Here is a 15,813-nt window from a genome sequence, read left to right as displayed (position 1 = left end):
CCCCCGCCCCCGTCAAGTCCGAGTTGAGGAGCGTACGTTGACCCGATCCGCCGCCACCGCGGCAGCGCTCGGCGCGGAGCCCGCCGGCACCGCCAGGCCGCTCGGTACGAAGGTCGCCGTCGTCGCCGCGGCGCTCGGCCTCATCTACGGCTACGACTCCGGCTCGATCAGCGGCGCGCTCGTCTTCCTCAAGAAGGACTACCACCTCAGCACCCTCTGGGTCTCCGTGATCACGTCCATCGTGGTCTTCGGCAGCATCGTGGGGGCGGCCGTGGGGCCGAAGGCCGCCAACCGGCTCGGCAGGAAGCAGACGATGCTCCTGGTCGCGGGCGGCTTCGCCCTGTTCGCGGCGCTGAGCGCGGCGCCGCTCGGGGTCTGGTGGCTGACCGTCGTCCGGCTCTTCCTCGGCGTCACCATCGGCCTGTCGACGGTCGTCGCCCCGGTGTTCATCTCCGAGTTCGCCTCGGAGCACAACCGCGGCAGACTCGGCACCGCCTACCAGTTCTTCACCTGCGCGGGCGTGATCATCTCGCTGGTCGTGGCATGGGCCCTGTCCCGCGGCGGCTCCTGGGAGGCGCTGCTCGGCATCTCCGCCGTCCCCGCCGTCGCGGTACTCCTCGCCCTGCTGCGGTTCCCCGACAGCCCGCGCTGGTACGCGATGCGGGGACGGTACGACGACGCGCGCGCGACCCTGCGCCGGGTGGAGCCCGACGGGGACACGGACGCCCAACTGGAGGCGATCCGCGCCGACCTGGCGCAGGGCGAACAGGGCACCTTCCGGGAGATCTTCACCCGCCGCTACGCCCGCGCGACGTTCTTCGTCATCGCCTTCGGATTCTTCGTCCAGATCACCGGCACCAACACGATCCTCTACTACAGCCCGATGATCTTCGACAAGGCCGGCATCGCCGACCAGTCGGAGTCGATCCTGCTCTCCGCGCTGGTCCAACTCGTCGCCGCGGTCGGTGTCGTGCTGTCCATGCTCGTGGTGGACCGCTGGGGGAGGCGGCCACCGCTGCTGATCGGGACCGTGGCCATGGTCGCGGGCCACCTGGTGATGGCCCTGGTGTTCGCGCGGTCCACCATCACGACCGGAGCGGGATACGCCGCCGTCGCGGGCATCGGGATCTTCTACATCGGCTTCTACTTCGGCATAGGTTCGCTGATCTGGGTCTACACCGGTGAGGCGTTCCCCGCGCGACTGCGCAGTGTCGGCGCAGCGGCCCTGCTGCTCTCCGACTTCGTGGCGAACCTCATCGCCACGTTCGCCTTCCCCGGTGTCCTGTCCGACCTGGGCGGCTCGGTGGGCTTCGGCGCGTTCGGCGTCCTGTCGCTGCTCGCCCTGGTCTTCCTGTACCGGATGGCCCCGGAGACGAAGGGGCGTTCGCTGGAGGAGATCCGCGGCTACTGGGACAACGGCGGCCGCTGGCCGGCCGTGGCACCGGGCCGCCACGGCTGAGACCGGGCACCGCCCCCTGCCGCGCGAGGCAGGGGGCGGTATGTTCTCCTGCCCGTTTGCGATGTCGGCGTGTTCGCCTGCCCGTACGTAGGGCCGGTGTGTTCTCCTGCCCGTTTGCGATGTCGGCGTGTTCGCCTGCCCGTACGTGGCGGCGGTGTGTTCGTTCACCTGTACGCGGGGCCGGTGTGTTCCCTCACCTACGCGGAGTACGGGCGCGTCCCGGCCACCGTCGGTCCGTCCGGGCCACCCGTCAGTGGACCAGCCCCAGCGACTGGGAGAGCACGATGCCTGCCGCTCCCAGGAGGGTGGCGTGGTCGTCGTCCCGCGCGAACCTGATGTCCGGCGGGCCGCCGGGGTGCGGCAGTACGCCTGCGGTGACGTGGCGTTCGATCGCCTCGCGCAGCGCCTCGCCGCCCGCCACCACATCGCCGTGCAGGAGGAACAGGCCCGGGGCCAGGGCGTGCTGGAGATTGACGATCCCGACGGCGATGTTGCGCGCGTAGCGGTCGAGGAGTTCCCCGGCGGCCGGACGGCCCTCGCCCACCAGGGCGGTGAGCCGGCCGGGCGTCATGCCATCCGCTCCCGGCAGGCCCCTGCGTGCCGCCTCCCGGCGCAGCCACCGCCCCGTGGCGACGGTCTCCCAGCAGCCGCGACGCCCGCAGTTGCACACGTCACCGTCGAGGGCGACGACGCTGTGCCCGATCTCGCCCCCGGCGCCCGACCTGCCGCGCTGTACGACACCGTCGAGGACCAGGCCCACCCCCAGCACGTCCGCCAGGTAGAGCGAGGCGAAGGAGCGCACCCCGCGCGCCTGGCCGAACCAGCGGTCGCCGAGCGCCTGCGCGCGGGGGTGGTGGTCGATGTGCACCGGCAGCCCGAGGCGCCGCGACACGAGCGGAGCCAGCGGCAGCCCGGACAGCGCGGGCGCCAGACTGGCCTCGACGATGGTGCCGCTGTCCGTGTCGACCATGCCGCCGATGGCGACGCCCACCCCCAGCGGGCGGCGTCCGCCCGGCGGCAGCACGCGCCTGAGGCAGTCGACCACGAGATCGACGGCGGCCGAGCCGTTCGCGGCCTCGGCCCTGAACACACCGCTCGACGTCGCGAGGACCTCGCCCACCGGGCTCACCGCCGCGGCCTGGACACGCCCTGGCATGAGGTGCACGGCCCCGATCGGCTGTCCGTCTCGGGAGAACCACAGAGGCCGGGCCGGCTTGCCGCCCACCGCACCGCTGGAGCGCGGCGCGCCCTCCACCAGCACCCCGTTGTCGATCATGGGCTGGACGATGGAGCCGATGGTCGTACGCGTCACACCGGTCAGCTTCGCCAAGTCGGCGCGGGACAACGGGCCCACGTCGTAGAGCAGCTGGAGGACCCGCACCCTGTTGGCCTCGTTCGCCGTCACCCACGCGACGCCGGGGGATGACCCCTTCGGCCGGACGGCCGGGGCCGCCCCCGCTCCACCCGGTTTTGGCGACGTCTGCACGCCCTCCAGCGTACACAGATCCCCTGACCAGGCGGTGAGAGCGGGTCTCTTTTCCGGGCCGCCGCTCCGGCTCGACTCTCCGGCTCGACGTGACGGCGGGGACGGCGGTTTGGGCACACCGCCCGCCCGCCGGCGTCGGTCCCGCCGCTCCCGGTCCGTGTCCTTCGAGGACACCGCGCCGTGCCGGTCCGTACCGGCTGTGGCGCCGTCTGCGTCTGCCCGCTCTCCCGGTGCTCGGGGCGCCGGACCCGATCCCGGTATTGCGGCGATGTGAACGGGTGTGACGCGGCGCGGAGGGCAGAGAGGCGCAAACCATGATCATTCCATGCCGTTTGCTGCGACGGCATGTCAGTCTCGTGGCGAGACCGGCCGAGACCTGGTGGGGGCGCCGGAGCGGGAGCAAGACTGTGGCACTCGCACATCGCTGCTCGTATCCCGTTCCCCAGAAAGCCACACGGCACATGCATACGTCCCACAGACCCAACGCCTCCGAGGCGCACCTCCCGGGTGCGACGAGGAGGTGCCTCGCGTGCTGCGCCATGTGACACGCAAGGCTGCCGGCTGGCTCCTGATGATCGTCGTGGCGACCAACGCGACCTATTTCCTGGCGAGTTGGTTCCTCGATCCGCGCTCCAACTTCAAGGAGCTGCGGCCCGTACGCAGTGAGGCACAGATCGACCGGGCTCTCGCACCGTACAACCTGGACCCGCGGGTGCCGCTGGTGGAGCGGTGGTGGGACTGGCTCAGCTCCGTGGTCCTGCGCTTCGACTGGGGGAAGTCCCCCACCGGTGTCTCCGTCAACGGCGAGATCGGCTACCGCGCCCTCGTCAGCGCGGAGTTGGTCGTCTTCGCGACCATCCTCTCCGTGGTGGTCGGTGTCACGCTGGGCGTGTACACGGCGTCGCGGCAGTACCGCTGGACGGACCGTGTGTCGCAGGCCGTGTCCATCGTGGTCTTCAACATCCCGGCGCCGGTCGCCGCGCTCGCCGTGGTCTTCGCCGCCATCTGGCTGAACCAGCACCTCGGGCTGCGCTTCCTCTACGTAGCGGGTGAGAACTCCCCGAACGTCCAGGGGCTGCTGCCCACGATCGGCGACCGCCTTCTGCACCTGATCCTGCCGACCCTGACCCTGACCCTGATGGGATACGTCGGCTACCACCTGACGCAGCGGTCGCTGCTGCTCGACACGATCAACGCCGACTTCGTACGCACCGCCCGGGCCACCGGACTCACCCGGACCCAGGCGATCCGCAGGCACGCCCTGCGCACCGCGCTCATCCCGACGGCCACCACCGTCGCGTTCAGCGTCCCGGCGATCTTCACCGGGGCCGTCATCACGGAGACGATCTTCGGCTGGAACGGCATGGGCCAGTACTTCATCCAGACCATCAGCAAGAACGACGTGCACGGCACGGTCGCGACGGCCGCGTTCGCCGCCGCCCTGACCGCGGTCGGCGCGATCCTCGCGGACATCGCCACGGTCTTCCTCGACCCGCGCGTGAGAGTGAGCTGACGTGGCGAGCGACGCGACGACCGGCACCCCGGTCCTTCCCGCCCCCGACCAGGGCCCCGAAGCTGCTGCCCCCGCCCGGCGCACCGACCGCGAACTCGGCCTCGGCCGGCTCTACCTCCGGCGCTTCCTCCGCAACCGCCTTGCCCTCGTCGGTGTGGTGATCTTCGTCCTGCTCGTGCTGTTCAGTGTGTTCGGCGGCCTGTTCACCCCCTACACCTATTCCGGCACCGACTTCGCCGCTCTCACCCAACCGCCCAGCGCCACCCACTGGTTCGGCACCAACCAGGGCGGCAACGACATCTACGCCTCCGCCGTGCACGGACTCCAGCGCTCCCTCGTCATCGCGGTGTCCGTCTCCGTCCTGACCGTCGTCGTGGCCGCCGTCATCGGCTCCAGCGCCGCCTACTTCCAAGGCCGCGTCGAGAAGGCGACACTCGCCGTCATCCACTTCCTGCTGATCGTCCCCTCGTTCCTCATCCTCGCCCTGGTCTCCAACCGCCTCGCCGGCGACTGGCGCGTCCTCATCGTCGTGCTGACGGTGTTCGGCTGGATGTCCACCGCGCGGGTGATCTGGTCCGTCTCGACCTCGCTGCGCGAGAGGGACTACGTGACCGCGGCCGAGTTCATGGGGGTCAGCGCGCCGCGGATCATCCTGCGCCACATCATCCCCAACCTCGGCTCGCTCCTGATCGTCAACCTGACGCTCGGCGTCGTGGCGACCGTACTGAGCGAAACGGCCCTGTCCTTCCTCGGGTTCGGCGTCCAGACCCCGGACGTCTCCCTCGGCACGATGCTCGCCGACGGCGCCGGTACTGTCACCAGCGCACCCTGGCTCTTCGCCTTCCCCGCCGGCCTCGTCGTCCTGCTCACCGTCTCGATGACCTTCATCGGCGACGGGCTCCGCGACGCACTCGACCCCACGTCCGTGACCGGCGCGGCAGGAGCCAGACGATGACCTCCACCACCACCCTGCCCGCCACGCCCGGGCCCACCGGCGCCGCCGCCCCCGTGCTCTCGGTCCGGGACCTGCGGATCTCCTTCCCCTCGGAGGCCGGGCCCGTCGAGGTGGTGCGCGGCGTCAGCTTCGACCTCCTGCCCGGCAGGACCCTCGGTATCGTCGGCGAGTCCGGCTCCGGCAAGTCCGTCACGGCGATGGGCATCATGGGCCTGCTGCCGCCCTCCGCTGCTCTGCGCGGGCGGGTGCTGCTGGGCGGGCGCGACCTCGTCGGCCTCGACGACAAGGCGCTCTCCCGGGTACGGGGCGACTCCATCGGCATGGTCTTCCAGGACCCGCTCTCCGCGCTCACACCGATCTTCCCGGTCGGGAGGCTGCTCGCCGACGCCCTCCGCGTCCACCAGGACCTGACGAAGCGCGCCGCCTGGGAGCAGGCCGTCGAGCTGCTCGACCTCGTCGGCATCCCCGACCCGCGCGAGCGGGCCAGAGCCTTCCCGCACGAGTTCTCCGGCGGCATGCGCCAACGCGTCGTCATCGCGCTGGCCATCGCCGGCAAACCGTCCGTCCTGGTCGCCGACGAACCCACCACCGCGCTCGACGTCACCGTGCAGGCGCAGATCCTCGACGTGCTGCGACGGGCGCAGCGGGAGACCGGGGCCGGCCTCCTGCTGATCACCCACGACCTCGGAGTCGTCGCCGGGCACGCGGACGACGTCGCCGTCATGTACGCGGGCCGCCTCGTGGAACGGGCGGGCGTCGAGGCACTGTTCCGCCGGCCCGCCATGCCGTACACGGCGAGGCTGCTCGCCGCCGTGCCGACCGTGGCCGGCGGGGTCCGCGCACCCCTGGTTCCGATCGGCGGGGAGCCGCCGTCGCTCGTGGACCTCCCGGCCGGCTGCCCCTTCGCGGCCCGCTGCGCGGTCGCCCTCGACGCCTGCCGCACCGAGGAACCCGCACTGCGCCCCGTCGCGGGGCACGGCGACGCGGCCTGCCTGCGCGCCGGTGAAGTGGCCGACGGCACATTGGACCCCGCGGGGCCCGCCGCACACGAGGACCGGGACACCGGCGCGGCACGCGCCCCGGGCGGCGAGGTGGTGCTCCGTGTCGACGACCTCGTGAAGACCTTCCCCCTCACCAAGGGCGCCGTCCTCAAGCGCAGGGTCGGGACCCTGCACGCCGTCAACGGCGTCAGCTTCGAGCTGCGCGCGGGACAGACCCTGGGCCTGGTGGGCGAGTCGGGCAGCGGCAAGACCACGACGCTGCTGGAGATCCTCCGGCTCCGGCGGCCCGAGGGCGGCCGGATCGAGATCGCGGGCACCGCGGTCGGCCCGGCCGCCTCCGCCACACGGATACGGGAGCTGCGGCGCGACGTACAGATCGTCATGCAGGACCCGCTCGCCTCCCTCGACCCGCGGCTGCCCGTCCACCAGCTCCTCGCCGAACCCCTGCGCGCCATCGGCGCGGACCGCGACACGGTCCGTGCGCGCGTCGGCGAGCTGCTGGCACTGGTCGGTCTCGACGCCTCGGTGAGCGACCGCTTCCCCACCGCGCTGTCCGGAGGGCAGCGCCAGCGGATCGGCATCGCCCGCGCCCTGGCCACGGAGCCGAGACTCCTCGTCCTCGACGAGCCGCTCTCCGCCCTCGACGTGTCGGTGCAGGCCGGGGTCATCAACCTGCTCGCCCGGCTCAAACGCGAACTCGCCCTGGCCTACCTCGTGGTCGCCCACGACCTCGCGGTGGTCAGATACATCGCCGACCACGTCGCGGTGATGTACCTGGGGCGCATCGTCGAGACCGGTGACACCGAGGCGGTCTTCGCCGATCCGCGGCACCCCTACACCAGGGCCCTGCTGTCGGCGATCCCCGTGCCCGACCCCGGGCGGGAACGCACGCGCGAACGCGTCGTGCTGGACGGCGAACAGCCGAGCGCCGCACAGGTGCCCGCCGGCTGCGCCTTCGTCGACCGCTGCCCACTGCACCGACTCCTCGACGAGGGGACGCGCGAGCGCTGTCGTACGGAGCCCCCCGCGCCGGCCCGCGCGGCCGAGGACCCCGGCCACCAGTACACCTGCCACGCGGTCTGAGAGCACCCCCGGCCGTGCGTCCGGCGGCCCCCTGCCCCTGGCCGGGCCCGCCACGGACCCCGGCCGTCCCACCGAACCAGAAGGAAGCCCTTCGCCATGCGCGCACGACTGCCCCTGCCCGTCGCCCTCGTCGCGGCCCTCGCCGTCACCGCCACCGCGTGCCAGTCCTCCTCCGGGAAGAACGCGGGCCACGAGGCCGGAAAGGACGCCCCCAAGGCCGCTTCGGCCGCCGTCGACTACAACCCCCAGCCGTACGACAACATCAAGGACGGCGGCACGTACACCACCGTCGGCACCTTCGACGACCAGGGCAACCCCTTCAACGTCAACGCCACACTGACCGCGTCCCGGGTCTGGTCCTGGTACAACGCCGACGCGATCACGTACTCCCCGACCGGCGCGGTGCAGTACAACCCGGACTACTACAGCGACGTGAAGGTCGCGGTCGCCGGCGGCAACCAGAAGGTCACCCTGACGATCAACCCGAAGGCGGTCTTCAACGACGGCACACCGATCGACTGGAGGGCGATCCGGGCGACCTGGAAGGCCAACAACGGCTCCAACAAGGCCTACAACGCCTCGTCCACGGACGGCTACGACCAGATCACCTCGGTCGAGCGGGGCACGGACGCCAAGCAGGCCGTCATCACCTTCAAGGGGGTCAACGCCTCCTGGTCGACCCTGTTCACCACCTTCCTCAACCCCAAGGCCGCGACGGTCGCCAACTTCAACAACGCGTACGTCAAGAAGGCCAACGCGCAGTGGGGCGCGGGCCCGTACACGGTCGCCACGTGGGACACGCACTCGGGCGACATCACCTTCGTGCGCAACCCGAAGTGGTGGGGGAAGAAGGGCAAGCTCGACAAGCGCGTCTACGTCAATCTGGAGTCCACGGCGGCGGTCAACGCGTTCAAGAACGGCCAGATCGACTACACCTCCGCCGTCGACGCGGAGAGCCTCAAGCAGATCAAGGGGCTGAAGGGCACCGAGATCCGCAGCGGGGGCAGCCCCTTCGAGTACTCGCTCTACTTCAACACGAAGTCACCCGTCCTCGCGGACAAGGACGTCCGCAGGGCGATCGAGGAGAGCGTCGACCGCCCGCAGATCGCGAAGATCCAGTTCCAGGGCCTCGACTACAAGGAGCCCCTGCCCGGCTCCGCGGTGCTCTACAGCTTCCAGAAGGGCTACGAGGACAATGTGTCGGCCGTGCTGAAGTACGCGCCGGATGACGCACGCAAGACGCTCGACGCGGCCGGCTGGAAGCCGGGTGCGGACGGCATCCGCGTCAAGAACGGCAAGCGGCTCGAAGTCGGTTACACGCTCCTCGGGGACAACCCGCTGGCCAAGGCCACCGCCGGAGCCTTCGCCGCCATGCTGAAGCCCGTCGGGATCAAGCTCGACATCAGGAAGGCCGACGAGGCCGACTTCTCCAAGATCCTCAGCGACCGCACCTTCGACCTGTTCGTCTCGGGCAACCGCTCCATGGACCCGTTCGGTGCCCGCTACCTCTGCGACTTCTACTGCTCGGACCGTGACTCCAACATCACCGGCGCGGGAACGCCCGCGCTGGACAAGCAGATCCGGGCCACCACCCAGATCGCCGACCTCGGCCGGCAGATCACCGCGGTCAACAAGGTCGAGCGCACGGCTCTGAAGCAGTACGCCTTCCTGCCGCTGTACAGCGGCCCCTCGACCTATGGCGTCAAGAAGGGTCTCGCCAACGTCGGTGCGACCATCTTCTACAACCCCCTCCCGGAGACGGTCGGCTGGGAGAAGTAACCGGCCTCGCGGATCGGAGCTGTAGGTCCGCGTGCGGTGTGCGGCACGGCGACCGCCAGGGCGTACCTCCCGGACAGCCGTGCCGCACACGGCAGTTGTCAAGAGTGCGAAACACGTCACTACGGGGCGGTGGGGTAGCGAGTGCATTGTCGGTGTGCAGACAATGCATCGACCCTTCGCTGTCCGGGTGCCGGTCGGCTCCCGGGCCGACCCGAGAGGATCGACCCTTTATGCGCAAGCCTCTCCTCGTCACCCTGACCACCCTGGCCCTCGGTGCGGCGGCACTGGCCACCACCACCGGCACGGCGGCCGCGGCCCCGGCCGGGGGCGGCCCGTCCGCCCACGCCGCCACGGCGGCGAGCGCGCCCCCGGACAGCGGCACGCCGGCGCCGCGGGCAGCTTCCTTCGCCGGCACCGTCGCACTCAGCAACTGTTCGGGCTCCCTGGTCCGTATGCCGAACTCGCAAGCAGGCGACCCCGCGCTGGTCATGACGAACGGCCACTGCATCGAAACGGGCTTCCCCAGTGCGGGCCAGGTCATCACCGGCCAGTCCTCCACACGCACCTTCACGCTGCTGAACGCCTCGGCGGGCAGCGCCGGAACACTCAAGGCGAACGAGGTCGTCTACTCGACGATGACCGACACCGACGTCACGCTGTACCGCCTGACCCAGACCTACGCCCAGATACAGCAGTCTACCGGGATCGCCCCGCTGACGCTGTCCGCCACCCACCCCGTGCAGGGCCACGCGATCAGTGTGGTGTCCGGCTACTGGAAGCAGACCTACAACTGCTCGGTCGACGGGTTCGCGTACCGCCTCAAGGAAGACCAGTGGACCTGGAAGGACTCGGTCCGCTACACCCCGGAGTGCCAGGTCATCGGCGGCACCTCCGGCTCTCCGGTCATCGACACGACGACGGGGCAGATCACGGCGGTCAACAACACCACGAACGAGAACGGCGAACGCTGCACCCTCGACAACCCCTGCGAGGTGGACGAACAGGGCACCGTCACCATCCACGAGGGCACCGGCTACGCCGAGGAGACCTACGGCATCCCGGCCTGTTTCACCACGGGCAACAAACTCGACCTCGCGGCAGCTGGCTGCGCACTGCCGAAGCCGGCCGGGACCCGATGACCTGAGAACCAGGGGCGCGCGGGCGCAGGGCGGGGGCACGGCAGCGCGGCTGCCTCCTCCGCGGGCGGTGCGGCCTCCTCCGCACGAAACGCCGGAGACGGGCCGCACCCCTCGGGGGAGCGGCCCGCCCTCGTCACACCTGCGGGTCCGCGCTACTGCTTCTTGAGCGTGAAGTCACGCGTCACGGTGGCCCCCTTGCTGATCTTCACCGTCGTGGTGGTCGGCTGGTAGCCGTCCTTGGCCACGATTACGGTCAGGGGGTTGTTGCGGGTGTCGAGCCACAGGGCGTACGTACCGTCCGCGGCTGTCTTGAGCGTGTAGCCGGACGCCCAGCTGTCGATCTGGACGGTCGCCCCGGCGAGCGGTGCGCTGCCGGCGGCGGTCGTGCCGAGGACCGTGCCGGTGATCTTCCCCCACGTCTTCGGGGGGTTCACCTGGAGGGTGACGGGGATCTTCGGCGCCGTGTACGGCGTGTCGGTGGCGAGCGAGAGTCCTGCCTGGTAAGTGCCCGGCTGGGTGATCTCGGGGACCGACGCGTCGAGTGTGACCGTGAGAGTCGCGCTGGCGCCCGGCTTGACGGTCAGCTGAGTGGCGCTCTCACCCAGCCAGGTCACGTCTGTCGCGTCCCCCTGGTCGTAGCCGGGCAGGAACTCGGCGACGGAGGAAGGGGTGTTGGGAGCGTTGCCGCCGCCGATCTTGTAGAAGCCGATGCCGCCGCCACCGCGGTACGTCGCGACGTTGGAGTTCGGCAGGGCACTCCAGGCGCCGGCCGAGGGGTCGAAGGCATAGCTCCGGTTGGTGAGGGTGTTCTGGCTGACGCCTCCGGAGACGACGAGCTGCCCGTTGGCCGCCGCGTACGCCGAACCCCACAACGCGGTCGGCACATCGGCGACCGGGGACCAGCTGTCGCTGCCCGGGTCGTAGGAGTAGGCGTGCTTGATGTCACTGGTGCCGTTGGTCCCGCCGGCGCAGTACAGCGTGCTGCCGATCCCGCCGCACGACTCCCACGCCACCGGCTCCGGGTAGGCCGCGATCCCTGACCAGCTGTCGGACGAGGGGTCGTACACACTGGCGTCGGTGGTGCCGCAGCTGACGGTGCAGCCGCCGATCACATACAGCTTCCCGTCGAGGACGGCGTTGCCGGCGCCCGCGTAGGGCTGCGGAGTGGGTGCGCCGGTGCTCCAGCTGTCCGCCCCCGGGTCGTAGACCTCCAGTTTCGGGTCGGTGGCCCCCGTGGTCGCCCAGCCGCCGACGACATAGAGCTTGCCGTCGATGAACCCGCCCGCGGGCGCTTCGCGCTTGTCGGCGGCAGACGCCTTCTTCGTCCAGGAACCGGCCGCCGGGTCCAGGGCGAACAGGCTGCTCGAATCGTCACTTCCGGTGAAGCCGAACCCGGAGTAGACCGTGCCGTCGTTGACGGCGACGACATTGCCCATCGTCGTCTCGGGCGAGTCGGGCGCGCTCTGCCAGGGGCTGTCGGCCGGTTTCGCGGACGGGTTCTCCACGGAACGCGACGGCCCCGTACGGGCCTTGCTCATCTCCGGCGAGTAGTCTCCCCTGATCTTCTGCAACGGCGCCCCCTGTTGCGTGCTCCGGGGCTCGAACGTCCCCGACTGCTCGCCCACCTTGAGGGTGGCGGCTGCGCCGCCGGTGTTCTTCACGGTCAGCTTCTGGGTGGCCTGGGCGCCCCAGCCGACGGTCTTGCCGACGCTGCCGGGCGTCACCTTCAGTTCACCGGCGGCGAGCTTGAAGTTCGCGGACACCACGCTGTCGGCCGCTGTCTTCGCGGACTTCGACAGGCTCGTGTAGTGCCCCTTCGCCGCGGTGAGGGGATGCTTGCCGAGGTCGGGCGAGAAGACGGAGTAGAAGCCGTCCTTGAGGGCGGGGTCGTCGGGGGTGGCGACCGTCGTCGTCCGCACGGCGGGGTCGTCGTCGCCGCTGACCGTGGCATCCGCCAGGCCGGCTCCCGTGTTCGCGTCGCTCACGGTGCCCGTGAGCAGGCCGCCGGGGGTCGCCGTCAGCGCCCGCTGTCCGACCAGGACGTCGTCCACCTCCCACCACCAGCCCCAGGAACCGGTGAAGTGGAAGCGCAGTGTGACGCTCTTGGCGTCCGCATACGCGTCCAGCGGGACGGTGATCCGCGCCGGGGCGCTGACGGAGGCGACGGTGGACCACACGGTCTTCCAGGTCGCTCCGCCGTCCGTGGACGCGTCGACGGACGCCGTCTGTCCCGCGGCCGACTTGTAGTCGGTGGCGAACGACACCAGCGGATTGTCCTGCCCGCTGAAGTCGTACGCAGGGCTGATGAGTTGGGTGTCCTGGGACTTTCCGCTGCCCAGGTGGTCGCTGTCGGCGATGGCGAAGGCCCCGGAACCGCCGGTGGTGTTGCCGCGCTTGCCCGCGTCGTCGAACGTCCAGCCGCCGCCGTCTCCCGCGCTGACGACCTTCCATCCGTCCGGAGCCGACGTGGTGGAGTCGAAGGGCTCGGTCGTTCCGCTGTCCTTGGAGGTGTATCCCGGTGTCGCGCCCCCGAACGGATCGGCCTTCAGGCTCAGGCCCGCGCTCACCGGTGCGTCGCCCACGGTGACCGTCCTGGTGGCCTCGTGGTAGCCGGGCGTGGCGGCGGCGACGTGCAGGGTGTAGTCGTGGCCCTCCGGCAGCGAGAGGTCGTAGGCGCCGGTGGCCGGGTCCGTCCATACGGGGGCGCCCGGCGCACCGTCGACGGTGATCTTCGCGTAGAGGGGCCAGCCGTGGCCCGAGCCGTCGGTGACCTTCCCCGAGACGCTCTGGCTCGGGACGGGATCGAGGGAGAAGTCCTTGGTCAGCGCGGCGCCGTCCGCGATGTCGACGGAGGAGGCGCCGCCGGAGGTGTACCCGAAGGCGTCGACGGCGATGTCGTACGTCCCGGCGGGGACGGTGAGTTCGTAGCCGCCGTCGGCCCCGGTCGTCGCGACGTTGGAGCCGGCGCTGACGGTCGCCCCCGGCACGGCCTTGCCGGTCGCGGAGTCGGTGACCTTGCCGGACAGCTCGCCGTGCGGGCCGCTGCGGAACGCCTCCAGCCCGTTCGGGCTGCCGAGTCCCGTCGGGCCGTCGTAGCCCGCGCCACCCGTGCACAGGTAGCTCGGACTGCACGAGCCGTTGCTGCCGCCCGTCACGTCGTTGAGCCCGGCGCCGTCGGCCGCGTAGGGGTAGGCGTTGGGATACGTGCCCGCCACCGGTGTGCCCGCGCTCGCGTACGTGGCGGCGATCAGCGGTGACGCCGCACTCGTACCGCCGTAGACGGACCAGCCGCCGCTGCCGTAGGTCTGGTAGACGGAGACGCCGGTGGCCGGGTCGGAGTCGGCCGAGACGTCGGCGAGGGCGCGGTTGGCGCACCCCGTGTCCTTCTGGAAGGCCGGCTTGGGCTCGTAGGCGGAGCAGCCGGACCCCGCGCCGTCCCACGCGCTCTCGGTCCAGCCGCGCGCGGAGTCCGCGTCGCGGGTCAGCGAGGTGCCGCCGGCCGCGGTGACGTACTGCGACGCGGCGGGGTAGCCCACTCCGTAGCCGTAGTCGCCGGTGGAGGCGACCACCGCGACCCCGGGGTGGTTGTAGTGGGCGTCCAGCTCCGTCGTCTCGGACGGGTCCTCGCCCCCGCCACCGCGGTAGTCGGTGCCGTAGGAATTGGACACGAACTTCGCACCGAGGGCGACCGCCTCGTCGACGGCCGCGCCGAGGTTCTCGAAGCTGGGGTCGTCCGCCTCGACCAGCAGGATGTGCGCGTCGGGGGCGGCGGCGGACACCATGTCGAGGTCGAGGGATATCTCGCCGGCCCAACCGGAGTCGGGGGCCGGGTAGTCGGTGCCGCCGCGCTGGCTCACCTTGGTCAGGCAGCCGTCCGCGGAGGTGCACGCCGGAAGCCCGTACTGGGCGCGGTAGACGGCCAGATCGCTCTCGGCGTTGGGATCGTCGTACGCGTCGACGATGGCGACCGTCTGCCCCGCGCCGCCGTCGGCGGGCAGGCTGTACGCACTGCGCAGGTCGCTCGCGCCCACCCCGGCCGGTGTGTCGTCGGCGGGGCGGAGGCCCTTGGCGGCCTTGATGTCGGTGCGGCGCAGGGAATAGCAGGTGGCGTCACCCGGCTTCGGGGTGGCGCAGGCCGACTCGTAGGACATACGGCCCGTGCCGGAGGCGGTGGACGGCGCCGAGGTGGCCGCGTGCGCAGGAGCGGCGGCGAGAGCCGGGCCCTGCAGGCCCAGTACCGCCATCGCCGCCGCGCTCACGACGGCGAGCGCCGCTCCGGCTCTCCGCCAGGCGCGCGACGACGGTCCCGCGGATCTCTTGGATCTCTTGGATCTGTCGGACCGGTCGGATCTCTTGGATCTTATGGATCGGGAGGATCTGGCGGATCTGTGGGATCTGTTCTGTCTTTCCGAGGTGCGCACCGTGTGACTCCCATGCTGCGAGCAGGGGTCGACCCGTAACGGTCCTGGGGCGACGGCGAATGGAAGCATTCACCGGGAATCAATTAATGAGCTGTTCCGCTGCGCCGGTCAATACGTCCGATGTTACTGATGCGTGAAATGCGGTCACTTCACGGATGAAGTTCCCGGAAAACCTGTAAGACCGGGTGGAAGCGGATCAGAGGAGTCTTTGAGGGAGTGATTCACCACTTGTCCACCGCTCGAATCCAGCCTGCTTCAGGGGGTGTTGGGGCGGATCGGACCCTGCGAAAAGGGACGGCGTGCAGACCGGGGAGGCTCGGCGCGGGCGACGGTCCGGCGGCGGGACCCCGGCGGGCCGCGACGGCCGACGAGGCCGTCCATCTGCGATGAGTGCCGCATTCCTGAGTCGGGCTCCGGCCGGGTTGGTGCGGGAACGCGGGAGCCCTCCGGGAAAGTCACACCGGACATGGACGGTTCGCGCAGTGGCCGACTCTCTCTCCTCTGCCAGGACGAGAGGATTCAGGCGCGGAGACGAATCCGTCCGCCGGAACTTCGCGCATTCCGTGACGGACCGTGCGGACGCGGTCGCGTGGGCCGGACTTGCCCGGTGTCACGTGGGCCGGACGGATCACCCCTGGCGGGGAGGTTTGCGTCGCGTACGCCGCACGGACTGTAGTCGTAGCGCTTGGCGGCGCTCGTGGTGCCCTGCCTCCCGGGCGTGAAGCCTGGGAGCCGAGAGGCTTGGGGTGTCGGCGGAGGCGGCGCCGACCGCGCGGCTGCGGCCGTCGGCGCGTCCTGCGGTGCCCGACGCCGTGCCGGTGGCCGCCCGGAGTGCCGTGGCCGGGTGGGAGGCCCCCCGCGGGGGGGGGGGGGGGCGCCCGGGGGGGGGGGGCCGCCGGGGCGGCGGTCTGGACAAGCTGGATGGCGCGGTCCGTAGCGGTCACAAGCAGGCTTTCGTCGGCGGTCATGGAGACGTC

The 15,813-nt window shown here is 70.9% G+C and carries 8 protein-coding genes; 6 read left to right on the top strand and 2 right to left on the bottom strand.

Going from position 1 to position 15,813, the window contains the following annotated elements; all coding sequences use genetic code 11:
* Nucleotides 1-37 precede the first annotated feature (37 nt).
* Entirely contained in the window at nt 38-1,459 is a 1,422-nt protein-coding gene (locus tag LCE31_RS23450; protein ID WP_225017255.1) for a sugar porter family MFS transporter, read from the top strand.
* Between the two features lie 250 nt (nt 1,460-1,709).
* On the opposite strand, the gene LCE31_RS23445 is transcribed toward LCE31_RS23450, so the two are convergent.
* Entirely contained in the window at nt 1,710-2,864 is a 1,155-nt protein-coding gene (locus LCE31_RS23445; protein WP_225017254.1) for an ROK family protein, read from the bottom strand.
* Nucleotides 2,865-3,474: 610 nt separating this feature from the next.
* On the opposite strand from LCE31_RS23445, the gene LCE31_RS23440 reads away from it, so the two are divergent.
* From LCE31_RS23440 to LCE31_RS23420, 5 genes are all read left to right on the top strand, one after another.
* Nucleotides 3,475-4,458 (top strand): ABC transporter permease, encoded by a 984-nt coding sequence (locus LCE31_RS23440; RefSeq protein WP_225017253.1) that lies wholly within the window; start codon nt 3,475-3,477, stop codon nt 4,456-4,458.
* 1 nt (nt 4,459) lies between these two features.
* A complete protein-coding gene (locus LCE31_RS23435; RefSeq protein ID WP_225017252.1) occupies nt 4,460-5,413 on the top strand; it encodes an ABC transporter permease in 954 nt (317 codons plus the stop codon).
* On the top strand, nt 5,410-7,497 hold the full coding sequence (locus LCE31_RS23430; protein WP_225017251.1) for a dipeptide ABC transporter ATP-binding protein: 2,088 nt from the start codon (nt 5,410-5,412) through the stop codon (nt 7,495-7,497). Before LCE31_RS23435 ends, LCE31_RS23430 begins: the two co-directional genes overlap by 4 nt.
* Before the next feature lie 96 nt (nt 7,498-7,593).
* On the top strand, nt 7,594-9,276 hold the full coding sequence (locus LCE31_RS23425; RefSeq protein WP_225017250.1) for an ABC transporter family substrate-binding protein: 1,683 nt from the start codon (nt 7,594-7,596) through the stop codon (nt 9,274-9,276).
* Nucleotides 9,277-9,506: 230 nt separating this feature from the next.
* Nucleotides 9,507-10,415: a trypsin-like serine peptidase gene (locus tag LCE31_RS23420; RefSeq protein ID WP_225017248.1), complete on the top strand. Its 909-nt coding sequence runs from the start codon at nt 9,507-9,509 to the stop codon at nt 10,413-10,415.
* Nucleotides 10,416-10,567: 152 nt separating this feature from the next.
* On the opposite strand, the gene LCE31_RS23415 is transcribed toward LCE31_RS23420, so the two are convergent.
* The gene (locus LCE31_RS23415) at nt 10,568-14,674 is read right to left on the bottom strand and encodes a carboxypeptidase regulatory-like domain-containing protein (RefSeq protein ID WP_374118531.1); all 4,107 of its coding nucleotides are present in this window, start codon (nt 14,672-14,674) and stop codon (nt 10,568-10,570) included.
* Between the last annotated feature and the right edge of the window lie 1,139 nt (nt 14,675-15,813).

It is taken from the genome of Streptomyces sp. 8L (assembly GCF_020176795.1).
Taxonomy (GTDB): Bacteria; Actinomycetota; Actinomycetes; order Streptomycetales; family Streptomycetaceae; genus Streptomyces.
Note: the sequence above shows the minus strand (reverse complement) of the source record. Positions and strands in the feature narration are given on the sequence as shown.